General features: G+C 37.4%; 19 protein-coding genes. 13 read left to right on the forward strand and 6 right to left on the reverse strand.

Annotation, left to right across the window (positions count from 1 at the left end):
• Nucleotides 1-56: 56 nt before the first annotated feature.
• The 4 genes from ACY2A0_RS03065 to ACY2A0_RS03080 all read left to right on the forward strand — a co-directional run bounded on the left by ACY2A0_RS03065 (nt 57) and on the right by ACY2A0_RS03080 (nt 3,646).
• A complete protein-coding gene (locus tag ACY2A0_RS03065; protein WP_461788140.1) occupies nt 57-734 on the forward strand; it encodes a response regulator transcription factor in 678 nt (225 codons plus the stop codon).
• On the forward strand, nt 734-2,095 hold the full coding sequence (locus ACY2A0_RS03070) for a sensor histidine kinase (RefSeq protein ID WP_461788141.1): 1,362 nt from the start codon (nt 734-736) through the stop codon (nt 2,093-2,095). Before ACY2A0_RS03065 ends, ACY2A0_RS03070 begins: the two co-directional genes overlap by 1 nt.
• Before the next feature lie 97 nt (nt 2,096-2,192).
• Nucleotides 2,193-2,693, forward strand: a complete 501-nt coding sequence (locus ACY2A0_RS03075) for a hypothetical protein (protein ID WP_461788142.1) — start codon at nt 2,193-2,195, stop codon at nt 2,691-2,693.
• Between the two features lie 26 nt (nt 2,694-2,719).
• Nucleotides 2,720-3,646, forward strand: coding sequence for a bestrophin family protein (locus ACY2A0_RS03080; RefSeq protein WP_461788143.1), 927 nt, complete (start codon nt 2,720-2,722; stop codon nt 3,644-3,646).
• Between the two features lie 72 nt (nt 3,647-3,718).
• On the opposite strand, the gene ACY2A0_RS03085 is transcribed toward ACY2A0_RS03080, so the two are convergent.
• The 4 genes from ACY2A0_RS03085 to gyrB form a co-directional block, all read right to left on the reverse strand.
• The gene (locus ACY2A0_RS03085) at nt 3,719-4,396 is read right to left on the reverse strand and encodes a hypothetical protein (protein WP_461788144.1); all 678 of its coding nucleotides are present in this window, start codon (nt 4,394-4,396) and stop codon (nt 3,719-3,721) included.
• 280 nt (nt 4,397-4,676) lie between these two features.
• Complete coding sequence (locus ACY2A0_RS03090) at nt 4,677-5,366, reverse strand: hypothetical protein (RefSeq protein WP_461788145.1); 690 nt, start codon at nt 5,364-5,366, stop codon at nt 4,677-4,679.
• 6 nt (nt 5,367-5,372) lie between these two features.
• The gene (locus ACY2A0_RS03095) at nt 5,373-5,711 is read right to left on the reverse strand and encodes a PadR family transcriptional regulator (RefSeq protein WP_461788146.1); all 339 of its coding nucleotides are present in this window, start codon (nt 5,709-5,711) and stop codon (nt 5,373-5,375) included.
• Nucleotides 5,712-5,821: 110 nt separating this feature from the next.
• Nucleotides 5,822-7,780, reverse strand: a complete 1,959-nt coding sequence (gyrB, locus tag ACY2A0_RS03100) for a DNA topoisomerase (ATP-hydrolyzing) subunit B (RefSeq protein WP_461788147.1) — start codon at nt 7,778-7,780, stop codon at nt 5,822-5,824.
• A gap of 165 nt (nt 7,781-7,945) precedes the next feature.
• Here gyrB and ACY2A0_RS03105 point away from each other — a divergent pair, with 165 nt between their 5' ends.
• From ACY2A0_RS03105 to ACY2A0_RS03120, 4 genes are all read left to right on the forward strand, one after another.
• Nucleotides 7,946-8,548 carry an OmpH/Skp family outer membrane protein gene (locus ACY2A0_RS03105; protein ID WP_461788148.1) on the forward strand — a complete coding sequence of 201 codons (603 nt, stop codon included), beginning with the start codon at nt 7,946-7,948 and terminating at the stop codon, nt 8,546-8,548.
• Nucleotides 8,549-8,769: 221 nt separating this feature from the next.
• Nucleotides 8,770-9,504 (forward strand): EcsC family protein, encoded by a 735-nt coding sequence (locus ACY2A0_RS03110; RefSeq protein ID WP_461788149.1) that lies wholly within the window; start codon nt 8,770-8,772, stop codon nt 9,502-9,504.
• A 141-nt stretch (nt 9,505-9,645) separates the two neighbouring features.
• Entirely contained in the window at nt 9,646-11,634 is a 1,989-nt protein-coding gene (locus ACY2A0_RS03115) for a hypothetical protein (protein ID WP_461788150.1), read from the forward strand.
• 98 nt (nt 11,635-11,732) lie between these two features.
• Complete coding sequence (locus ACY2A0_RS03120) at nt 11,733-13,355, forward strand: ABC-F family ATP-binding cassette domain-containing protein (protein ID WP_461788151.1); 1,623 nt, start codon at nt 11,733-11,735, stop codon at nt 13,353-13,355.
• A gap of 146 nt (nt 13,356-13,501) precedes the next feature.
• Here the strand turns inward: ACY2A0_RS03120 and ACY2A0_RS03125 are convergent, their stop codons facing one another.
• The gene (locus ACY2A0_RS03125) at nt 13,502-16,384 is read right to left on the reverse strand and encodes a TonB-dependent receptor (RefSeq protein WP_461788152.1); all 2,883 of its coding nucleotides are present in this window, start codon (nt 16,382-16,384) and stop codon (nt 13,502-13,504) included.
• Nucleotides 16,385-16,574: 190 nt separating this feature from the next.
• On the opposite strand from ACY2A0_RS03125, the gene ACY2A0_RS03130 reads away from it, so the two are divergent.
• Genes ACY2A0_RS03130 through ACY2A0_RS03140 form a run of 3 tightly spaced genes read left to right on the forward strand, consistent with a single transcriptional unit; the run spans nt 16,575 to nt 20,374 of the window.
• Entirely contained in the window at nt 16,575-19,007 is a 2,433-nt protein-coding gene (locus ACY2A0_RS03130) for a penicillin acylase family protein (RefSeq protein WP_461788153.1), read from the forward strand.
• A 2-nt stretch (nt 19,008-19,009) separates the two neighbouring features.
• Nucleotides 19,010-19,360 carry a hypothetical protein gene (locus tag ACY2A0_RS03135; protein WP_461788154.1) on the forward strand — a complete coding sequence of 117 codons (351 nt, stop codon included), beginning with the start codon at nt 19,010-19,012 and terminating at the stop codon, nt 19,358-19,360.
• Nucleotides 19,361-19,387: 27 nt separating this feature from the next.
• Nucleotides 19,388-20,374 (forward strand): LuxE/PaaK family acyltransferase, encoded by a 987-nt coding sequence (locus ACY2A0_RS03140; RefSeq protein WP_461788155.1) that lies wholly within the window; start codon nt 19,388-19,390, stop codon nt 20,372-20,374.
• Nucleotides 20,375-20,451: 77 nt separating this feature from the next.
• Here the strand turns inward: ACY2A0_RS03140 and tyrS are convergent, their stop codons facing one another.
• Complete coding sequence (tyrS, locus tag ACY2A0_RS03145; RefSeq protein WP_461791024.1) at nt 20,452-21,735, reverse strand: tyrosine--tRNA ligase; 1,284 nt, start codon at nt 21,733-21,735, stop codon at nt 20,452-20,454.
• Between the two features lie 100 nt (nt 21,736-21,835).
• Here tyrS and ACY2A0_RS03150 point away from each other — a divergent pair, with 100 nt between their 5' ends.
• Both ACY2A0_RS03150 and ACY2A0_RS03155 read left to right on the forward strand, forming a co-directional pair.
• Nucleotides 21,836-22,507 (forward strand): ACP phosphodiesterase, encoded by a 672-nt coding sequence (locus ACY2A0_RS03150; RefSeq protein ID WP_461788156.1) that lies wholly within the window; start codon nt 21,836-21,838, stop codon nt 22,505-22,507.
• Between the two features lies 1 nt (nt 22,508).
• Nucleotides 22,509-23,594 carry a putative type IX sorting system protein PorV2 gene (locus tag ACY2A0_RS03155; protein WP_461788157.1) on the forward strand — a complete coding sequence of 362 codons (1,086 nt, stop codon included), beginning with the start codon at nt 22,509-22,511 and terminating at the stop codon, nt 23,592-23,594.
• The last annotated feature ends 8 nt before the right edge of the window (nt 23,595-23,602 follow it).

Raw genomic sequence — 23,602 nt, forward strand, 5'->3', positions numbered from 1 at the left:
AACTAAAAGAAGGGATATATTTTTTTTTATCCCTTTTTTTGAAGTACTTGGCCTTGATGAATTTGCTATTAGTTGAAGATGAACCTAACGTAGTATCAGTTGTGGTACGCGGCCTTAGCGCAGAAGGGTTCAATGTAAGTGTAGCCCCAGATGGCAATATTGGCCAAACAATGGCGCTTTCTGGTAATTTCGACTTGATTATTTTGGATATCATGCTACCCGGAATCAACGGCTTAGAACTATGCAAAATCATCAAAAAGGAAAAGCCTAACGTTCCCATTATTATGCTAACAGCACTTGACTCTACAGAAAATGTAGTGAATGGTCTGGATAATGGTGCAGATGATTATTTAACCAAACCTTTCAAATTCGCGGAGCTTTTCGCTCGCATCCGTATGTTGCTACGCAGATACAGCGGCATTATCAGCCTGGATCAAACCATTAACATTGCTGATTTACAAATCAACGTGACAGCCAAAAGCGTAAAAAGAGCCGATCAGGAAATTACGCTTACCGCTACTGAGTATCGCTTACTTGAATTTCTTGCAAAAAATAAATCCAAAATTCTTTCCAGAATTGATATTTTAGAGAATGTATGGGATATCGATTTTAACTTGGGCACGAACGTAGTTGATGTTTATGTAAATTATCTTCGAAAGAAAATCGATAAGAACAGTGATCAGAAATTGATTCATACAGCGGTAGGTTTGGGTTACGTTTTGAAAGAAAGTTAATGCAATTAGCGAAAAAAATCACTTTACTATTTGCCATACTGTCGGCAGTTATCATTTCCTTGTTAAGTGGATTTGTGTGGTACTTTTCCAATGAATTTGCCTTTGAAGATTTTTACAAACGTTTGGAGGCAAGGGTAAACATTGCGGCGCAAATCAAGCTTGTTAAAGATGAAAACAACAATGCTTACGCAAAAATGCGGGCCCAATATTTAGAGCGACTTCCTTCCGAAAAAGAATACATCGTAAAAACAGACACCAATACACATCCTGAAGTTAACACTCAAGATCAACTTCCAAAAAGTTTTTACAAGCGTATCAATGAAGGTAAAATGGCTCGCTACCGTAAAGAAAACCACTTTTATGCTGGCAAGTACTTTGAAAGCGGCGGACAAGGATACATCGTTATTATCACCGCAAATGACCCTTTTGGTTTCAAGGAGCTTAAAAATCTACAAAAAATATTAGTTGCTGGATTCTTTCTTTCCGTGTTTCTCTCCTTCTTAGTGGGCTGGCGCTTTTCTAAATACGCCCTTGATCCGCTCCGAAAAACCATTAAGAGCATGAAAAAAATCAAGGCAGAAAACCTTCACCTACGCCTGGACGTGAAAAGCTATGGTGGCGGCGAGATGTCTGACTTGGCACAGACCTTTAACAACATGCTCAATAGGTTGGAGACAGCTTTCGAAACGCAAAATAACTTCATCAGCAATGCTTCCCACGAACTGCGTACGCCTCTAACAATTATTACTGGAGAAGTGGAATTGGCAAGCCATGGCAATTTGCAGCAACAAGACTACCTACAAACGTTAAATAAAATTAAGTCAGAAGCCGAACGTTTGGAAAACATCATTGCTAGCTTGCTGGGCTTGGCACAATCTGGCTTCAATGGAAAAGTTCAGCCACGCGAAGAAGTAAGAGTGGATGAATTGTTATGGGAAATCAAAGCAGCAGTTTATCAAGTGCATCCTGAAAGCAAAATTGAATTAGACTTAAGTAAACTACCTGAAGACGAAGCCGCAGTTACCCTGAAAGCCAATAAGAATTTGCTAAAACTAGCAGTTACAAATATTGTGAGCAATGCCTGCAAATACTCAGACTTTAAGCCAGTAAAAGTAAAGCTGGAAAGCAACGGAAACCTTTTGTCTATTGCAGTAATTGACCAAGGTATTGGTATACCGCAAGACGATATACAGCACATATTTGAGCCATTTTTCAGGGCATCCAACACCAGCAATTTTAATGGTTATGGCATTGGTTTACCGCTCTCTCTTAACATCATCAGGTTACACCGCGGCAGTATTGGGATCAAATCTCAGGAAGGTTTGGGCACCGAAATTAAGGTGATGCTACCAGTTAATTAAAATTCTAATCTCATTCTAATCTTATTCTTAAGTGGCTATAATTTGCCTGCCCTAATATTGTATCAAATAATTAATTGATCATTTAACAATTAGGGTTATGAAAAGAATATTAGTTCCAACAGATTTTAAAGTAGAAAGCACAAAGATAATTGATGCTATCGCTTTGCAGCCTGACTTAAAAGAAGTAACCATAATCTTTTTACACGCTTTCAAACTCTCAGACTCCATTACCAGCATGTTGATGTTGAGCAGAAGAAGTAGAGATTATCAAAATGTTAGTGATGAATTTTATCAGAAAATTGATCAGTATACTGCAAAATACCAAGGCAAAGTAAAAGCAATAGGCATTGAGTTTTTTTACGGAAGTACTGTCGCAGCATTTAAGAACTTGATCGAAGGTTTAAAGATAGATTTGATTGTGTATGAACAGGACTATAATTTTAACCCAATCAATAGATATAGCGTAGACCCTAAATACTTAACATCACGTAGTGGTTGCCAAGTATTAGAGCTAGATACACGTGTAATTGCACAAGAACAAGAGCTGTTCGAAACTAAGATGCTAAATGAAAAGCGCACCAATTCAGTGTCCGCTTAAAAATTCCTAACTAAAAACACGATATCATGCTTTTACGAAATAACATACCCATCACCTATATTTTTGGAAAGATCAAAAAAGAGTTGCTCTTCGTTGTAATTTACTCGGTGAGTGTCGTAATTTTATATCATAATTTCCATGTCACACGCATCTCCATTCCAATTGCTGTACCGGCATTATTAGGAACAATCATATCACTTTTATTGGCTTTTCGGTCAAACCAAGCTTATGATCGATGGTGGGAAGCCCGAATTTTATGGGGTGCCGTTGTAAACGATTCGAGGTCATTGGCCAGACAAATTCTGTCTTTTGTAGATAGCGCTTACGCACCCGATGATACCAAAACTTTTAAACGCAAATTTATTAAAAGGCAAATTGCCTGGTGTTATGCGCTTAGCCAATCGCTTAGAGGATTTAGTTCGTCAAAAGGTTTAGATCGTTACTTAGAGGCCGATGAATTTGCATTTATCAAAAGGCAAAACAACGTCACTGTAGCGCTTTTAGAATTACATGCAATGGATTTGAAAAAGGCTTTGCAAGAAGGCTGGATCAATAAATATCAGCAAATAGAGATCGATAAAACTTTGAATGCACTTTGTAACCACATGGGTGGATGCGAAAGAATTAAAAAGACCATCTTTCCGGTTACTTACAGTAAATACATCCACATGTCGATATTTCTATTCATCATGATGTTGCCTTTTGGACTGATAGAATATTTTGGTTTCATGGAAATACCTGTTGTAGTTTCTATCTCTGTATTCTTCTTACTAGTAGAGAAGATGGCTGTGCACCTGCAAGATCCCTTTGAAAATAAACCCACCGATACCCCTACCACAACCATTTGTAGGACTATTGAAAAAGACCTTTGTCAGATGTTGGATGACAACAAATTATTTGAGGACAAAGCTCACGCGGATATGGCGCCTGTTGGCTCTTACTATATCCTTTAAATTGCTAGTTTTTTGATGTTGTTTTATAAGACCCTCTTCTGCATAATGCAGGGAGGGTTTATTTTTTACGAGCTATATAAGTTGTAGTTTATCAGCCATAGCTTTGCTCTCTAAAATACCAGCTTTTTCCGTTTTAAGCGCAGCAATATAATACATGACAAAAAGGGCACCTAAAATAGATACCATTAGATAGCTTCTATCTAAGCCAAATAACTTATCTGTTGATGAATAATTGATAGACTGAAAAACCATCATTAAGAATAAGCCTAAATAACCCATATATCCACCTGAGACTTTATAAACCATATATTTTCTATAGGCTGCAGACTTTAGACTTCTGTAAGCCATCACCAAGAAAACTAAAATATAGACTATAATAACCGCCGTAAACAAATTATCTTTATTGGATATTATATTTTGCAACTGATACAATCCAAAAACTAAGAGAAAAGGCATCCAAATAAACCTAATACCAAATAACGAAAAGAAATGTCGAAAAAAAAGTTTCCTATACCTATTGCTCAATCCTTTTACAATTGATTTTTCTATATTAATAAAGCCAGCCTTTCCAAAAGATATTCTTGTTTGGTTTACTGCATCCTCAAATGTTAACGTAGGATCTTCTGTCATCTTTTCTTCTACTGCAGAAGCAATGTGATCCAAAATTTCCATTTGAATATCTAGATATTTAAATCCATTCTCATCTAGATAGATTCTTATTTTTTCTAATTGTATTTTAGTTAGTTTCATCCTAGGCTTTTAATTTTGATTATAGATTCATAATAGCCATAACTCAAATCATTTGTATTATTCGTTAGTAACAAACAGATATTAAGTTGCAGGCTTTAAGTTTAACAATAATTGTAACTGGTCGATAAAATCTTTGGCTTCCTGTAGTTTATTAACCACTTCTTTCTAGCCATTTTTCGATAGTGAATAATAATTTCGCAACCGATTATCTACTACTTTTGTACTAGCTTCCAAAACACCCTCCGACTCAAGTTTAGGCAATGCAGGGAGGGTTTATTTTTTACGCCTGATCTAAAATTGCATATTTTTCCATTAAAAGCCTACTTTCTCTCTTTCCCAGTCTAGCAGTATTAACACCCGAAATTACATAGATGGCTAAACCTACCATCAAGATGGTGATTAAAAATACATTGATGTTAATTCCTAAGTATTCAACGTTAGGCACATCTTTTAATATCATCTTAAAAAATAAAAAGAATGAGCCGATATAAGCAAAATATGAAGCTGATACACGAAAAGCTAAAAACTTATTATAAGTTCTATTTAGCAGATTTGAAATGATAATTGTTCCCATAACAACAAAAATTAAGACTAGGGTAATAGCTAAAACCATATCAGAATTTCCGGTAAACTGTATCAACTTATAAAATAAAACACCGGTTAAAAGTTGTAATATCAGATACTTAAAATTAAAAAAAGATTTGAAGTTGGCCCAAAAGATGCTATTGTATTTGTTATTCATCGCATCTACAATCGCATCCTCCAAACTTGAAAATCCAAAGATACCAAATGATTGATGTACTTCTTTCAACGCTTCATCCAGTGTTAAAGTTTCATTCAAACTCATGCTCTCTTCCACTGCACTAGCTACGTGATCAAGTATTTCCATTTGAACATCTACATATCTAACCCCTTTTTTAACGATATAATTTTTGATATAGTCGATTTGTGTTTTATCTAATTTCTTCATGCTATACTAGTAACTAGGCTTTAATTTCAACAATAACTCCAACTGACTAATAAATGCTTTAGCTTCTTCCAATTTACTAGCAACAGCTTTACCCCCATCTTTAGATAGCGAATAATACTTCCGCACCCTATTGTCTACTATTTCGGTGCTGGTCTCCAATAATCCTTCCGCTTCCATTTTATGTAACGCCGGATAAAGCGCTCCTTCCTTTAGTATGAGTTCTCCTTGGGTTATTAACTTAACCCGTTGTGTAATTTCGTAACCGTACATTTTCTCATTTTCAGACAACATCTTTAAAATGATGGTTTGCAAGGTTCCTTTGAAAAGCTCTGTATTCACTGCCATAAGTGCAAATATAAAGTATTCTTATATACATAAGAAATTTATATATATAAAAATAAAAAACCCTCCACTGCACAACGCAGGGAGGGTTTAATTTTATGATTAGCTTACGACTACGCGTCTATCTTTGCATATTTAGCATTACGCTCAATAAACTCTCTACGAGGTGCTACTTCATCACCCATTAGCATAGAGAAAGTATGATCACATTCTGCAGCATTTTCAATTGTTGCTTGCATCAAGGTACGACGAGCCGGATCTAGTGTAGTTTCCCACAACTGTTCAGCATTCATCTCTCCCAAACCTTTGTAACGTTGTACATGTACGCTATCTTCTTTACCTGCACCTTTTAAACGTTGGATAGCAGCATCGCGTTGCGCATCATTCCAAGCGTATTCAAAATCTTTACCTTTCTTAACCTGATAAAGCGGTGGAGCAGCGATATAAACATAACCGGCCTCAATCAGTGGTTTCATGTAACGGAAGAAGAACGTCAAAATCAAAGTTGTAATGTGCGAACCGTCAATATCAGCATCCGTCATGATTACGATTTTATGATAACGAAGCTTGGTCAAGTTCAACGCCTTGTCATCATCTTCAGTACCGATACTAACGCCTAAAGCAGTGAACATATTCTTGATCTCATCGTTCTCGTAAATTTTATGTTCCATGGCTTTCTCCACGTTCAAGATTTTACCTTTTAAAGGAAGAATAGCTTGATAGTTACGATCACGACCTTGTTTAGCAGTACCACCTGCCGAGTCGCCCTCTACTAAGAAGATTTCGCATTTTTCTGGATCACTATCAGAACAATCGGCTAATTTACCTGGTAAACCAGAACCACCCATTACGCTCTTACGCTGAACCATTTCACGAGCTTTACGAGCTGCCGCCCTAGCTGTTGCCGCTAAAATCACCTTGTTGATGATCATTTTAGCTTCTTTCGGATTTTCTTCAAGATAATTACCTAAAGCTTCACCTACTGCAACGTCAACAGCACCCATCACCTCACTGTTACCGAGCTTGGTTTTAGTCTGTCCCTCAAATTGAGGCTCAGCAACCTTAACAGAAACCACTGCGGTCAAACCTTCTCTAAAGTCATCACCAGTAATTTCCATTTTAAGGTTTTTCAACAAACCAGATTTATCAGCATATGCTTTTAAAGTACGTGTTAAACCACGGCGGAAACCAGCGATATGGGTACCACCTTCGTGAGTATTGATATTGTTTACGTAAGAATGTACATTTTCAGAATAACTATCATTATACTGAAAAGCCAATTCTACGGGGATACCATTTTTGATACCTTCTACATAAATTGGTTCAGGTAAAAAAGATGCTCTAGTTCCGTCTAAAAAGGCAACAAATTCTTTCAAACCTCCGTCAGAATGGAAAACTTCCGAAAAGAAAGTACCATCTTCCAAAACCTCACGCTCGTCTGTTAAAGTTAACTTAATTCCTTTGTTTAAGAATGCCAACTCACGTAAACGAGCAGCTAGCGTATCATATTTATATTCGGTAGTCTGCGTAAAAATAGTTGGATCCGGACTAAAAGTTACAATTGTACCCCTTTTATCGGTTGTACCAACTTCTTTAACATCGTATTGTGGAACACCAATTTCATACTCCTGCATCCAGATTTTGCCTTCGCGATGCACCTCTGCTTTTAAGTGGGTAGATAAAGCGTTAACGCAACTTACACCCACACCGTGTAAACCTCCAGAAACCTTGTAGGTATCTTTATCAAATTTACCACCAGCGTGCAACACGGTCATTACAATTTCTAACGCCGATTTATTCTCTTTTTTATTGATACCAGTTGGAATACCACGACCGTTATCCTCAACCCTGATAGAGTTGCCTTCTAAAATATTAACATAGATTGTATCTGCATGACCGGCCAAAGCCTCATCAATAGAGTTATCTACAACTTCATAAACTAAATGGTGCAAACCTTTAACGCCGGTATCACCAATATACATTGAAGGGCGCTTACGAACCGCCTCTAAACCTTCTAAAACCTGTATATTATCGGCCGAATAATTTGAGTTTGGATTTTTTTCTTCGCTCATATTTTATTTGAAAATTTAAGAATCAAAAATACGCAAAATTTATGGATTTCAGGGTATTGTGGATAACTATTCGACTGTTAAAATTGCTTTATCTAGCATAAAAAAATCACAGTTTTAGGATAGTCGGATTTGATTTTTATATTTGCTAAAATTTACAACGACAGAATGAAATTAAATACAGTAAAAATTAGCGGTATAGCTACTGCAATTGCCATCGTTTCTGTGATGAGCGCTTGCGGAAACAAAGAGACAAAAACAGAAGGTACATCGACAAAGCCTACAGTATCTGTTGATGCAAATAAGGACAAAATCGTTTTCGTTGATTCGGACTCGCTTTTAAACCAATACGAGTACTTTAAAGTGCTAAAAACCAAAATGGAAGCGAAAGGAAAAGCAGCTGATGCTGATCTTAAAGCTAAAGGCCAAGCGTTCCAACGTGACATGCAACAATATCAATCTCAAGCTAATGGCATGACTGCTGAGCAGAGAGCAGCTACCGAAGAGAGATTATCTCGTAAACAACAAGAATTACAAGCTTATCAGCAAAATGCTGGTGCAGCTTTTCAAAACGAGCAAGCCAAAGAGCAAGAAGCACTTTATAATAAAGTTGCCGATTACTTGAAAACTTATGCTAAAGAAAAAGGCTACAAAATGGTGTTAAAATACCAAAAAGGTATGGGCGATATTCTTTTTGCTGATGAAAGCCTTGATGTAACTACCGAGGTGATTAAAGGCCTAAATGAAGCTTACAACAAAGAAAAGAAATAAGTTCTGCTATCAACTTTAAAAGTCTCGCAAATGCGGGACTTTTTTATTTTACTCCGTTCCGTAAACGTTAATTTAATGACATTTACATTCCTGAATCAAACAGACCTAACCTCACATAGTTTGATCCGAACACAGCATTATTCGTTTAAGCAACCACTTATTTATCATCTCTGTAACATCGCCTAACTTTTCCGGCTCTAAGCTGTTGTTAACTAATAGCTATGGATAAATACCAAGAACAGGCAGCAATAGCGCTTCAATTTTGGAAAATGGAAGTGATGAAAAAACCATCGTTCACTGACAACATCACTTATAAGATTCAAGGAAAAATCAACGGTTACATCCCACAAAAGGTGCATGATGCCATCACTTTAGCAATAAGGCAAATGGTAAAAGCGGTACTATTTGGCTCAGAAGTTACAAGTTCCAACGTGGCGCCGAACGAAATGAGTTTCATACACCGAGAAGCTTTGGTAAAATCGAAAATAGAAAGTTATTGTAAAACTGGGGCAGCTGAAGGTGGTATAACTGGCGCCGGAGGATTTTTAATGAGCTTGGCAGATTTCCCACTTTTGATTGCCATTAAAATAAAGTTGCTATATGAAATTGCGGCCTTATATGGCTTCAACACCAGCGACTTCCGAGAAAGACTGTACATCCTTTATATTTTCCAACTTGCTTTTTCAAGCAAAAAAGGATCGCAAGAAGTACTGAAGCAGTTAGAGAATTGGGATGAAAAGCTTTTTTTACTGCCTGAAAATGGCGATGGCTTCGATTGGCAAACCTTTCAGCAACAATACCGGGACTACATTGACTTAGCTAAATTAGCGCAGCTATTGCCTGTAGTTGGGGCAGCAGTTGGCGCCATAGCCAATTATCAGTTGATAAAAAAATTGGGGAAAACGGCGATGATGTGCTACAGGATGAGATTATTGACGCAAAGTGATTTAAAATAATGATTCAGGTCTTAATAGTTAGACTTTTCATAAATTAGCATTTGATAGTTTATCAAGATTATAAAAATAAAATTTGTTATGGATTTCATTGCGAGCAGACATCGTTCAGAAAAATAATTGTTTAAACCAAAAGGTTAATTAATGTTCAAAATCGTATCAACTGCTCTACTTCTAATTATCACTTTCAAAAGTCTGGCGCAAGACCTCTCCTTAAGCGATAAAAAATTAAATTTGTTAAACGCGGAAATTGCTTTGCTGGAAGATAAATACAAGAAAAGCAAACCTAAAATCATAAAATCATTTCCTCAAACTACCGGAAGCTATTTTGAAATAACCACTCAAAATCCAAAAGCATTCCTTGTCGTTCTTAAAAAAACCAGAGATTTCAAAGCATTGGTGGACTCATTTCCAAACCTTTTGATAGACAAGGATTTGCTAGTTATTAAAAACACCTATTTGGACTACACTAAAACACGTAAAATTGACCTCAGTAGCTTCGGCATAGGAAATGGCGGAGATCATAGCATATCGCTGAATTATACCGACTCTTTAGCTAAAAATGATTTGAAATATTTTTACGTTAGTTACAGTTATAAGGGAAAAACTACCATCAGTGGATTTTATTTAAATGCAAAATTTAAAGTCGAGGAAATACCACATCAATATGCAGATTGGGTAAATTACAACGACATATTAATTGAGCCTGAAAAGCCAATCTTCCTATCAAAATCGACAAGTCAAATTGAAAGACTGAAATTTAAAACAGACGTATTCGACACCCTAAATAACTACTTTAACACCCATACCAACAAACCAAAGTATGTTTACGGATCTGATGACAAACTATCACTCCAAAAAATGAAAAAATGGGATAGTCAACATAAAAAATTTGCTGATAGTTTATACCGAAATGATGCTAAATTTAGAAAAATACTCGACAGTGCATTACTATATGCAGATAGCCACTCAGTATCGAACGAAGGTTTAGAAAAACTAGCTTTGGTGATATTTCCTAAACAAATAAGCCTCAACTTACTTAGGCAACAACAAATGATTGGCACTTGTAGTTATGACGACAGGCCGTTGTATCAGCTGAAAAATATAGCCTTTCTTTCCGCGGAAACGTCAAACTGGAGTTTATATATTAAAGCAACACTCAATATACTCAACGACCACGTGTCGAGAGTTGCAAATAGCAACATAGCCTCGGAAAGTAAAAAAACTTTCGTTGAGGATCTTGCTAGATTAAATGTAGACATCAACAAATTACTCATAGGCTCAAATTTGAGAGTTGCTGATACCAGCAAAACACATTATTTTTCCGACGGATCTAAAATTGCACAGGCCTATGCTAATCTGGATAAAGGAAAGCAAAAAGAATTTGAACAAATAGTAGAGGATATCATTAAAAATCCAGCAGTTGATTCTTTTAACAAACTGCATTTCTACAATACCATTTCAAATTACAAACACTTTGTAAAAGACACTTTAAAAGTCAATGAACTCAATCATAAAATAAAAAAGCTTATTCCATTTCTCCCAAAGGAGATAAAATCAAGAATAGAAAATCCGAACAAACTACTAACAGATATGCTTTATGGAGAGCAAAAGCTCTTAGAAAAATTCGATATCCTCTCTTCAACCGTTGGCGACATTTATTCTTATAATTATGGTGGCAAATGCTGGAAAGCGAAATTGACAGAGAGAAATACCTCTAGACAAATCGTGTATGATTTAACTATGCCAATAGGAGAGAAAATAACGCCTTTAAACAACTTTATTCTTAAAATGGATAGTTTAAAACTGGCTGTGAGCAAAAGTTACTTTTTGCGACAACAATTGGACAAAAACAAAAAAAACATACTACATATTGAATTTACAAACGACAAATCATTTACGGATCACAAAAATTACACGACTAAAGCAGTACCAGCACAATTGTTAGAAAAGCTAGATTTCGACAATGCAATTTCTACTTATATAGATTTCTACGACCAAACCTATATTCGATACATCCTATTAAAAAACAATAATGTCTTAGCTATAACGTCTTCAAGAAACATTAATGTAAAAGAAAAATGCCAATTATTTGATGAGAACGGCATGCTTCTAAGTCAAACTGAACATTAATTTTTAATAGATGGTATGAAGGTTACAATAACATAGCTTCCTCTAACCTTTCAGCTTCCACCTTTTTTAACTACCTTTGCGGCTTATTTTTCAGCAATATGATTTCAGTTTCAAACCTATCGCTACGTTACGGAAAACGTACACTTTTTGAGGATGTTAACCTAAAATTTACCCACGGCAACTGCTATGGTGTAATTGGCGCTAATGGTGCCGGTAAATCTACATTCTTAAAAATTTTAAGTGGCGATGTACAACAAACAAGCGGCTCAGTAGCATTTACGCCAGGCGAACGTATGGCGGTGCTTAAGCAGAACCACTATGAGTTTGATGAGTTTTCGGTAATTGAAACCGTGATGATGGGCCACAAGCAACTGTACGACATCATGAAAGAGAAAGATGCCATTTACATGAAGGAAGATTTCTCTGAAAAAGACGGTGAGCGTGCAGGCGAGCTAGAAAATCTATTTGCGGAAATGGATGGATGGAACATGGAAAGCAACGCCGCTACGATGTTGAGTAACTTGGGCATTAAAGAGGAATTTCATTACAAACTAGTGAAAGAACTGGATGGTAACCAAAAAGTACGTGTGTTATTGGCACAAGCTTTATTTGGCAACCCTGATATTTTACTACTGGATGAGCCTACCAACGATTTGGACATTGAAACTATCGCTTGGTTAGAAAACTTCCTGGCCGATTACCAAAATATTGTACTAGTTGTGAGTCACGATAGGCACTTTTTGGATGCCGTTTGTACGCACATTGTGGATATTGATTTCAGCAAGATGAGCATTTACACCGGTAACTACACTTTCTGGTACGAAAGTTCGCAGTTAGCGTTGAAACAACGTGCTGATCAGAACAAAAAGCTGGAGGACAAAGTAAAAGAACTACAGGAATTTATCCGCAGATTTAGCGCCAATGCTTCCAAATCAAAACAAGCTACATCACGTAAGAAAGCGTTGGATAAAATTGACATCTCAGAAATCAAAGCTTCTAGCAGAAAGTATCCAGCTATTATGTTCAACAATGGCGCTCGTGAAGCTGGAGATCAGATTTTACAAGTAGAGAAATTAAGCAAAACTGTAAATGGGGAGGTGTTTTTTAAAGACATCAATTTTATGGTAAACAAAGGCGATAAAATTGCAGTTTTGTCGCAAAATAGCTTAGCCACCACCGCTTTTTATGAAATACTTAACGGTAACGATAAAGATTTTTCTGGTGAGTTTAAGTTTGGAGTAACCATTAGCACAGCTGATATCCCTAACGATAACTCTGAGTATTTTGCTGGCAAGGATGAGAATTTAATCGATTGGTTGCGTGAATACTCGGGCACAGAAGCTGACGAACAGTTTGTACGTAGCTTCTTGGGCAGAATGCTATTCTCTGGTGAAGAGGTATTGAAAAATGTAAAGGTTCTTTCAGGAGGTGAAAAAATGCGTTGTATGTTTTCTAGAATGATGTTACAGCAAGCCAACTTCCTAACTTTTGATGAGCCTACCAACCACTTGGATTTGGAATCTATTACGGCATTGAACAACGGAATGAAAGATTTCAAAGGCACAATTTTGTTCACGTCTCGAGATCATGCGCTTACAGAATCGGTGGCTACTAGAATTATCGAACTAACTCCAAAAGGTATCATTGATAAATTGATGACTTATGATGAGTACATTAATAGTGATGACGTGGCGAAATTAAGAGCAGAAATGTATAAGTAAGCGATGCTGTCATTTCGATGGATAAAAATCTGTCTTAATTTTTCCTCTGATAGTGTAAATTACCAAATAACGACAAAGCCCCGAGAAATTCTCGGGGCTTTGTCGTTATTAACCTTTCCAATCTTTTGAAGAGCGAAAAGATTTCATTATGGATTGAATGCTAATGACACATAATACATTGCACCTACTTCTGGGTTACCATAAGAAGTGATGTAGTATTTGTTCAAGATGTTTGATCCACCAATTTTAATTAATGAGTTTACAGAAGGAACTTTTAAATTAACTTGTGCATCAACTGTTCCGAAAGCTGGAACCTCGCCACCGGCAAAAGAAGAGAACCAAGTAAATTTATCTTGCCAACGATAGTTCACGTTGAAACCAACATTTTTGAAAATTTCACGGTTGCTGATTCCTAAGTTGTAACGAACTTCTGGTGTGTTGAAATCGTTGTTATAATCTGCAGGCAAATCGTTTAATTTATTATAAGATACATTACCCGAGAAAGTATATTTGCCACGTACATAATCTAAACCAAATGCACCTCCGTAAGTTTTCACTTTTCCAGTTGCATTAACAGGAACACCGAATTTAGTGAAACTTGTACCATTTAACTGATATACGTTAACGGCTGTGATGAAATCTTTATAGGTGTTATAGAAACCGTAAACATCTACCAACCAATTTGAACCTAATAATCCTTTATAACCTAATTCGTAAGCAGTAACACTTTCTGGACGCACACCGCGAGGATCAAAAGTGTACTGAACTAACGAACCAGAACCTGCAACAAACTGTCTGTAGCTAGCCTCAGTAAAAGGTTTATTGCTAATTAAGCTATACTTATTTAAGAAAGATGGTATACCTCCAATTAAACGTTGACTTCCACCACCTACAGCTAAATCAATGTACTGGTTTTGAGTAGTTGGATTACGGAAACCTGTTTGGAATGAAGCACGAATGTTTGAATTTTTAGCTACGGTCCATACACCTGTTACACGTGGTGTAAAGCGGCCATCAAAGTTTTGACTTTTATCGAAACGGCCGGCAACAGTTAATTTAAATACATCTCCAAACTTTTTACCTAATTGACCGAATGCTGCATATTCGTCGATATCGATGCTTTGATTCAAATCATCGAAAATAGTACCGCCAGAGTTTAAGTCATATCGGCGAGCCGATGCTCCAACTTGAAATTCCACTACATTATCGAATAATCTAGAGAAGTTGTACATACCTTCATAATGGTATAAGTTTGATTTATCATTAAACTTAGCGCCATAAACTCCGGTAGTTAAATTAGTTTGGCTGATGTAAGTATTTTTGATTTGATCTGCAAAAGTATTAAACTGAGGACTGCCAGCTTGTATTCTATTAGCATCTGCCGCTTGACGAGCTGCAGCATGTGCCTGCTCATCAGTAACTGCAGGGTTTAACCTAGCGCCAATATAAGTTCCAATATACTGTGGAAACCAAGCAGTAGATGCTTTAGTTTTCTCATTGATATAACTTCCCAAAATTGAAGAAATATAAGAATCACCCGAACGCTCCTGAGTAGTGTAACCTCTTAAATAAAAATCTTGCCCTTTTAATTCTAATTTGTATAATCCAATATTGAAGTTACGTAGAGAATAACGATCTGATCCAGTATAAACTGAAGTACCGGTACCCCAATTTGCTTGAGCAGATAATTGTACCGTATTAGTTAAATTATAATACAAACCACCCGACATTTTCAAAGATTTAGTATCATAATCTACTAAGTCGATTTCATTGTAACCAGTTCTTGATACGCTCTGATTAGGTAAAAAACCTGTATTTCTTTGCGCATAATAAAAGGGAAGATATTGGTTAATTACTGTAGGCCTTAAAGCAGCAGGTACGTTTGCGTTGATAAATGCAACGTAGTTTGGATAAGGAGTTCCTACCGGAAGATTATTAAGTACCGCTTGTGCATTGAACGCTCCACCAGATGCAGTCAATAAAGCTTGCCTTGTAGCAGCCTCCACGTTATTATTCACCGCCCTCATATTTTGGCTCACTTCATCACCATACACATTCACACCGTCATAGTTTGGATCGGATTGACGAGTGCCAGACTTTGGCATATTAGCCGCTCTGTCAAAATTTGATTGGTTGGTACCAAACCAGTCTTTAGCCTGCAAAAATGAGAAGGCGAATTTAGCCCCAAACTTATTGTTCCAAGACTTAGCCATACGCATATCAAACTGTCTGAACTCTTGTGCAGAAGTATTATTATCGTTTACGTGGTTGATCCCCGTTTTTAATTGAAAGCTAACACCCTGATATTTGAACGGATCTTTTGAAGTCATCAACAACGTGCCGCTGATACCACCTGCACCGTACAATGCCGAAGATGCGCCTGGCAGCAACTCTACGTTATCAACGTCCAACTCAGTAATACCTACAATGTTACCTACAGAAAAATTTAGCCCTGGTGCTTGGTTATCCATTCCGTCAATTAGTTGGTTGAAACGAGTGTTACCATTAGCGTTAAAACCTCTGGTGTTATAAGACCTGAAGGTTAAACTTTGCGTACTCATTTCTACACCTTTGATGTTTTGGATGGCATCATAGAAAGATGGCGCTGCAGCTTCCTTAATTTGAGCTTGTCCTAAGCGCTCAATGGTTACCGGAGATTCCAAAATACGTTCAGGGGTTCTTGAAGCAGAAACTACCACCTCTTGTCCCAAAATTGCACCTGACTCCAGCTCAAATCTTAAGTTACTTGCAGTAGTAGTCACTTCTCTTTCCACTGTATTGTATCCTACAAAGGTAACTGTAAGTGTAAATGGGGGTTTTTCAGTAGTACTGAAAGAAAATTTTCCGTTTTGGTCGGTAGAAGAACCTATCGTTTTTCCCTTCACTGTAACGCTCACTCCAGGAATCGGCTCCTTGGTTAGTTTATCGGTAACGGTACCGCTAACCACAATGCTTTGCGCAATAGCCGAGAACCCAGTCCACAGCAAAACACAAAGCATAAGAAATACTTTAGTAATAGTTTTGTTCATACTTCTGCAGTTTATATTGTTTATTTTAACATAAACTTAACACATTTTTTAAAATTTACAAATTAAATTTTATGCAAGCATAGTATTTTCTAAAAAAGCTAAATTTGTTTTAGCTTAATGGTTATTTATAATTAAATTGCATGCTATCTTTTCGTCTCGTTTCAAAAAGAAAAACCAAAGCTTATACCAAATGAACAGAGTTAAAGCACTACTATGTATTGTTATTCCTATCTTATTAGGATACATTTTAAATACAAAATTTGGCGACCTTCCTCCCATAGCAAAATTCTTAAATCCTTTTACTGGATTTTGGCAAAATGCCGAACAAATGAGCCCGGCTAAAAAGAAAAAAATCGTTTTAAAGAATGCACAGAGCGATATCGAGATTGTATTTGATGACAGGATGATCCCGCATGTATTTGCTCAAAATGACCACGATTTGTATTATGCGCAGGGTTATGTTACGGCCATGCATCGCCTTTGGCAAATGGATTTCCAAACTCGTTTTGCTGCCGGCCGAATTTCTGAGGTGGTGGGTGAAAAAGCCATAGAAGTAGATAAATACCAAAGACGTATGGGCATGGTTTACGGTGCAGAGAATTCTTTAAAAGGAATGATGGCCGACCGAGAATCGAGAGAAATGCTTTTGGCATATACACAGGGTATTAACGATTACATTAAATCCTTAAACAAAAGAAATTTACCTGTAGAATATAAGTTGCTAGATTTCAAACCGGAACAATGGTCGCCTATTAAGTGCGCACTATTGCTTAAACAAATGTCAGCAGTGTTGGCCATGGGTTCCGACGAATTTTACATGACTAATATTCTAAAAAAATACGGACCCGATATTACTAAAGATCTATTTCCTGACTATCCTTTTAAAGAAGACCCGATTATTCCAGTTGGAACCAAATGGGATTTCAAGCCATTGGATGTACCTGCAACGCCAAAATCTTTTACCGAAATGATGAGTACGGGAATTGCGACCAAGCAAAAAGTGGAAGGTATTGGCAGTAACAACTGGGCGGTTTCTGGCGCAAAAACAGTATCAGGATATCCAATTTTGGCGAACGACCCACACCTTGACTTGAGTTTACCTTCCATCTGGTATCAAATTCAATTGCATGCACCTGGCGTTAACGCTTATGGTGTTTCTTTGCCTGGTGCGCCTGGAATTATCATTGGCTTTAACCAAAATATTGCTTGGGGAGTTACCAATGTTGCGGCAGATGTATTAGATTTCTATCAAATTAAATTTAAGGATAACAGCCACAAAAACTATTGGTATAACAACCAGTGGCGAGCTACTAAACCTCGATACGAAAAAATTAAAATCAAAGGCGCTGCAGATGTTATCGATACGGTTTATTATACGCATCACGGCCCAATTGTTTATCTGCAAAAGGCAAATTATAGTAAAGCCAAAAACGTTCCCGTCGGTCATGCATTGCGTTGGATTGCGCATGATAGCTCAAACGAGTTGAAAGCTTTTTATTTACTGAACCGAGGGAAAAACTACAACGATTATCGTACTGCCCTGCCTTATTTTACTGCCCCAGCACAAAACTTTATTTTTGCTAGCGCAGATAACGATATTGCTATCACACCAAACGGAAAATTTCCTTTGAAATGGAAAAATCAAGGTAAATTTATCTTAGATGGAACTGATCCTAGTAACGATTGGCAAGGCTGGATTCCTGCAGCTCAAAATCCAACGGTGAAAAACCCGCCGCGTAACTTTGTGAGTTCGGCAAACCAGTCGTCAACCGACCCCAGTTATCCTTATTACATTAACTGGGAATTTGCTCCTTATGAGCGAGGCAAACGCATTAACGACAGGTTAACTGCAATGAAAAATGCTACGGCAGATAGCATGCGAAATTTACAAATGGATTCTTATGGCATTATGGCCGAAAACTTATTGCCTTACATTATGCCTTTGGTTAAAAGCAACGAACTTAATGCTACGCAAAAAGAGGCATTTAATATCACGGCTAAATGGAATAAGTATTTCGAAGCTAAATCAATTGCGGCAAGTGTATTTGATTTGTGGACCAAACGACTATCTTTTGAAATTTGGGACGACGATTTTAATGATAAAGACGTGCCTATGCGTTATCCATCCAGAGATAGAACGATAGAGTTGATTCAGAAAGACCCTAATTCCAAATGGTTCGACAATGTGAAAACTTCGAAAAAGGAGAGCCTAGCGGATTTAGTAAATTCGTCTTTCAAATATGCTTGCGATAGTTTAGAGCGTAAATATGGCCCCATTGGTGAAGAATGGGAATGGGGTAATTTTAAAAATTCAAATGTACCTCACTTGGCTAAAATCCCAGGATTTGGCTCTAAAAAATTATTGATTGGTGGTGCTAAAAGTACAGTTAATGCCTTAAGCGAAAGCAATGGTCCATCTTGGAGGATGGTGGTTGAATTAGGTAAAACACCGAAAGGACACGGCGTTTATCCGGGCGGACAGTCGGGCAACCCGGGAAGCCCCTTTTACGACAATATGATTGACTCGTGGGCAGAAGGCAAACTATACGATTTATTCTTTATGCAATCCCCAACTGATCAGGGAGGAAAAATTATTTCACGTTACAAAATTTCAAAAAAATAGAAATGGTCTTCATCGTTATATTATTACTCGCTTTTTTAGCACAAACCTTTTTACCGTGGTGGGCAATTATCGTTTTATCGTTTGCTACCTGTGGCATCATTGGGAAAACTAGTAAAATCTCTTTTTGGCAGCCGTTTTTAGCTATCATTGTATTATGGGCGGGTATGGCTTTGTACAAAAGTTTCCCTAACAACCACTTGCTAGCTGGCAGAGTGGCTATAATGTTCGGCATAAAAGTTTGGCCAGCAATACTTGCCGTTACCGCATTAATTGGCGGTTTGGCCGCTGGCATCAGTGGACTTTGCGGCTATCATTTCAGAAAAGCGATACTTCACGCAAAAGCAAAGAATTAATCATTAAAAACTTCGTATTTTTGCCCTGTGAACAACAACACAGGGCATTTTTTTTATATTGAAAACGAGGAGCAGTTTAATGAAATTGCTTTAACTACTTTTAGGCATCAAGCTGAAAATTGTAAAGTATATGGGGAATATATCTCCCACCTTAAAGTTGACCTCAACGCTATAACACATTATCGCCAAATTCCTTTTCTACCTATCAGCTTTTTCAAATCTCACTCGGTAATTAGTGGCGATAAACCTATTCAAATTACCTTCAGTAGTTCAGGAACTACCGGCCAAATCACCAGCAAGCATTTAGTTCAGAATTTATCGATTTATGAAGAGAGCTATAATAAGGCTTTTGAACTGTTTTACGGACCCGCGGAAGATTGTTGCCTACTTGCGTTGTTACCATCATACTTAGAACGTGATGGCTCGTCGCTAATTTACATGGTAGATGATCTGCTGAAACAAAGTAAACACCCACTTAGCGGTTATTTTCTTCACAACCATCAGGAACTTTACCATACACTTTTACAGCTTCAACAAGCTAAACAAAAAACCATATTGATTGGCGTAACTTACGCCCTTTTGGATTTTATTGAGCAATACCACCTTAATTTCCCAGAACTTATTGTAATGGAAACGGGCGGGATGAAAGGCAAAAGGAAAGAAATGGTAAGGGCTGAACTTCATCAGCTACTTTCGGCAGCTTTTGGTGTAACACATATCCACAGCGAGTATGGCATGACTGAACTGCTTTCCCAAGGTTATTCGAAAGGTGAAGGTATATTTGAATGCCCACCTTGGATGAAAATTCTATTGAGAGATACTTCTGATCCGTTAAGCATTTTAGATGAAAAGTATACTACCGGCGGTATTAACGTGATTGACCTAGCCAACATCAACTCCTGTTCATTTATTGCTACGCAAGATTTAGGCAAACTGCATGGACAAGGAAAGTTTGAAATTATGGGCCGATTTGATAATGCGGATATCAGAGGTTGCAATTTACTAGTACAGTAGCGACTAAGGAATGCTAACTTTTAATAATAAAAAAAATGCCACATGATTGATGTGGCATTTCTATTTAAATTCTTATGCTATTCCGCGATTATTAAGAAGTAATTTTTCTTTCCTTTTTGAGCTACTAAAAACTCGCCGTTAATTAAATCAGCAACGCTAAATGCTGTATTCAAATCAGCTACTTTATTTTTGTTGATACTTAAGCCACCACCTTGAACTGTCTTCTTCACTTCCCCTTTTGATGGAAAAGCGGTTGTCTTTTCAGCTAGCAAAGTTGGCGCATCCATACCCGCCGCTAACTCGGCTTTCGAAATTTTAAATTGCGGAATTCCCTCGAAAATATCTAGCACCTCTGCAGCGGATAATCCATCCAAAAATGCTAAAGAACCATTGCCAAATAATAACTCAGAGGTCTTAATCGCTGTTTCCAATGCTTCGGCAGAGTGAGTTCTTACGGTGATATCTTCAGCCAGTGCTTTTTGCAAAATCCTCAAATGTGGTGCTTCATCATGTTGCGCCTCCAAAGCTTCAATCTCCTCCTTACTTTTTAAGGTAAAAATTCTGATCCAAGCTTTAACATCACTATCCGATGAATTTAACCAAAATTGATAATATTTGTAAGGCGAAGTTTTAGCTGGATCCAACCAAATGGCGCCACTTTCAGTTTTACCAAATTTAGTTCCGTCTGCCTTTTTGATTAGCTGTGTTGTTAAGGCATACGCCGTACCTTGATCTTTTCTTCTGATCAATTCCGTGCCCGTTACAATATTACCCCATTGATCCGAACCGCCCATTTGCAAGATGCAATTATGGTGTTTCCATAAGTAATAAAAATCGTAGCCTTGTACCAATTGATAACTAAATTCAGTGAACGACATTCCATTATCGCCTTCCAAGCGCTTTTTCACGCTGTCCTTCGCCATCATGTAATTCACGGTGATGTGTTTACCCACTTCGCGAATGAAATCCAAAAAGTTGAAATTTTTAAACCAATCGGCATTATTTACCATTACAGCGCCATTGCCTTCATCTTGAAAGTCTAAAAACTTAGCCAACTGTTTTTTCATTCCAGCCAAGTTATGGGCTACCATTTCTTCAGTTTGTAAATTACGCTCATCAGATTTTCCCGATGGATCTCCCACCATACCTGTAGCGCCACCCACCAAAGCAACTGGTTTATGCCCTGCTCTTTGAAAATGAATCAAGGTCATGATTTGGGTTAAATGCCCCACGTGTAAAGAATCAGCTGTTGGATCGAAACCTATATACCCAGCGCACATGCCTTCATTCAGTTTCTGTTCAGTATCCGGCATAATATCATGTAACATGCCTCTCCAACGTAATTCTTCTACAAAATTTATCATCTTTTTTTAACGATTTTGGGCACAAAGATAACAATTAGCTGATTAACTAATTACCCAATTATCGAATGATTTGAGGCATTTGAGTTATATTTACGGAATGAACTTTCTTTCGCACTACTATTTTGAACAACAAACGAGCAGTCCTGAGATTGTGCTAGGGACTATACTTCCTGATTTGCTCAAAAATGCGAACAAAAGTTGGAGTATCCATCCTGAAAAGAAAGCTGATTTATTTGATCACGCTCAAACATCCGCTATTTTACAAGGTTGGAAAAGACATTTAGAAGTAGATCGTATTTTCCATTCCGCTCCATTTTTCAATCAAAAATTGCAGGAATTAAAAATCTTGCTGATTCCTATTTTAACTGACAGCCCTGTACGACCTTCATTTTTAGCGCATATCGGCGTAGAGTTATTATTGGATCATTTACTTATAGCCCATGGAAAAATTAATGTGAGTAAATTTTATGAAAAGCTAGATGCCGTTGATGAAGATACGCTCATTCGATTTTTAAAAATTGCCGCTATTGATGATGTAGATCACTTCTTTAAGTTTTATAAAAGCTTCAAGTCCAGCAAGTATCTACTGAGCTACCAAAAAATTGAAAATATAGCATATGCTTTACAACGTATATGTATGCGTTTATGGGAGCATCCTTTTACTGAAAAAACTAACTATCAGTTGATTTCGATATTGGAATTTTATAAAAACCAATTAGAAGTTGATTTTATGGTTATATTTGAGGAAATAGAAAATAAGCTAACCTAACATGCGCAAGTATCAGCTACTTATTCCTTTATTGTTTTTTGCAATTACTATTAAAGCGCAACGCAAATACAGTAACGAGTTCCTAAATTTAGGAGTTGGCTCATCTGCATTTGGATTATCTGGTTCGGTTGTGGCCAGCGTAAACGACGTAACGGCCGGCTATTGGAATCCAGCAGGATTGGCTCGTATGCAAACTCCACGACAGGTGAGCTTTATGCATTCGGATTACTTTGCAGGTATTGCAAAATACGATTACGGTTCATTTGCTACTAGTGTTCAAGATAACACAGCGGTGGTTGGCGCATCAATACTTCGCTTCGGGGTCGACGATATTCCTGATACTTCTGAGCTTATTGATGCAGATGGCAACATTAATTACGATAGAGTAAAGAAATTTTCTGCCGCCGATTATGCTTTTATTTTCTCTTATGCTCGTAAAAAAGGCAAGAACAATCAAATTGGGGATGGCGACGGACTAAGCTACGGAGCTAATGTTAAAGTAATTCACCGTTTGGTTGGGGAATATGGTAAATCATGGGGCTTTGGCCTTGATGCCGGCATACAATACAAGAAAGGGAAATGGTCATTGGCCGCTGTTGGTCGAGACATCACTTCTACATTCAACTCGTGGAGCTACAATGCCGACAAACTATCAACTGTTTTTGCACAAACGGGAAATGACATCCCAAAAAACTCCACAGAAATCACCAATCCACGTATTGTTTTAGGAGCAGCATATACCACCGCTATTAGCGAGAAATTCAATGTAATGGCCGAAACCAATATCAATTTAACTACCGACGGACAGCGAAATGTATTGGTAAGTGCAAACCCAGTAAGTGCCGATCCAACTTTGGGTTTAGCCGTGGATTATAAAAAAACCATTTACCTCCGTGGCGGCGTTGGCAACATCCAAAAATCTACCGACTTTACTGGAAAACAAATTTATACTTATCAGCCAAATATGGGTGTTGGCATCAAGATTAAAGGATTCTCCCTTGACTATGCGCTAACTAACGTAGGAAATACTTCCGATGCACTTTATAGCAACGTTTTCTCTATACGACTAGATTTTGAGAATAAATAAAGTACGTT

This window comes from Pedobacter sp., from assembly GCF_965249885.1.
GTDB lineage: Bacteria > Bacteroidota > Bacteroidia > Sphingobacteriales > Sphingobacteriaceae > Pedobacter.

Coding starts and splice junctions, on each gene's coding strand:
- ACY2A0_RS03065 (WP_461788140.1), top strand. CDS start 57: ATGAATTTGCTATTAGTTGAAGATGAACCTAACGTAGTATCAGTTGTG.
- ACY2A0_RS03070 (WP_461788141.1), top strand. CDS start 734: ATGCAATTAGCGAAAAAAATCACTTTACTATTTGCCATACTGTCGGCA.
- ACY2A0_RS03075 (WP_461788142.1), top strand. CDS start 2,193: ATGAAAAGAATATTAGTTCCAACAGATTTTAAAGTAGAAAGCACAAAG.
- ACY2A0_RS03080 (WP_461788143.1), top strand. CDS start 2,720: ATGCTTTTACGAAATAACATACCCATCACCTATATTTTTGGAAAGATC.
- ACY2A0_RS03085 (WP_461788144.1), bottom strand. CDS start 4,396: ATGAAACTAACTAAAATACAATTAGAAAAAATAAGAATCTATCTAGAT.
- ACY2A0_RS03090 (WP_461788145.1), bottom strand. CDS start 5,366: ATGAAGAAATTAGATAAAACACAAATCGACTATATCAAAAATTATATC.
- ACY2A0_RS03095 (WP_461788146.1), bottom strand. CDS start 5,711: ATGGCAGTGAATACAGAGCTTTTCAAAGGAACCTTGCAAACCATCATT.
- gyrB (WP_461788147.1), bottom strand. CDS start 7,780: ATGAGCGAAGAAAAAAATCCAAACTCAAATTATTCGGCCGATAATATA.
- ACY2A0_RS03105 (WP_461788148.1), top strand. CDS start 7,946: ATGAAATTAAATACAGTAAAAATTAGCGGTATAGCTACTGCAATTGCC.
- ACY2A0_RS03110 (WP_461788149.1), top strand. CDS start 8,770: ATGGATAAATACCAAGAACAGGCAGCAATAGCGCTTCAATTTTGGAAA.
- ACY2A0_RS03115 (WP_461788150.1), top strand. CDS start 9,646: ATGTTCAAAATCGTATCAACTGCTCTACTTCTAATTATCACTTTCAAA.
- ACY2A0_RS03120 (WP_461788151.1), top strand. CDS start 11,733: ATGATTTCAGTTTCAAACCTATCGCTACGTTACGGAAAACGTACACTT.
- ACY2A0_RS03125 (WP_461788152.1), bottom strand. CDS start 16,384: ATGAACAAAACTATTACTAAAGTATTTCTTATGCTTTGTGTTTTGCTG.
- ACY2A0_RS03130 (WP_461788153.1), top strand. CDS start 16,575: ATGAACAGAGTTAAAGCACTACTATGTATTGTTATTCCTATCTTATTA.
- ACY2A0_RS03135 (WP_461788154.1), top strand. CDS start 19,010: ATGGTCTTCATCGTTATATTATTACTCGCTTTTTTAGCACAAACCTTT.
- ACY2A0_RS03150 (WP_461788156.1), top strand. CDS start 21,836: ATGAACTTTCTTTCGCACTACTATTTTGAACAACAAACGAGCAGTCCT.
- ACY2A0_RS03155 (WP_461788157.1), top strand. CDS start 22,509: ATGCGCAAGTATCAGCTACTTATTCCTTTATTGTTTTTTGCAATTACT.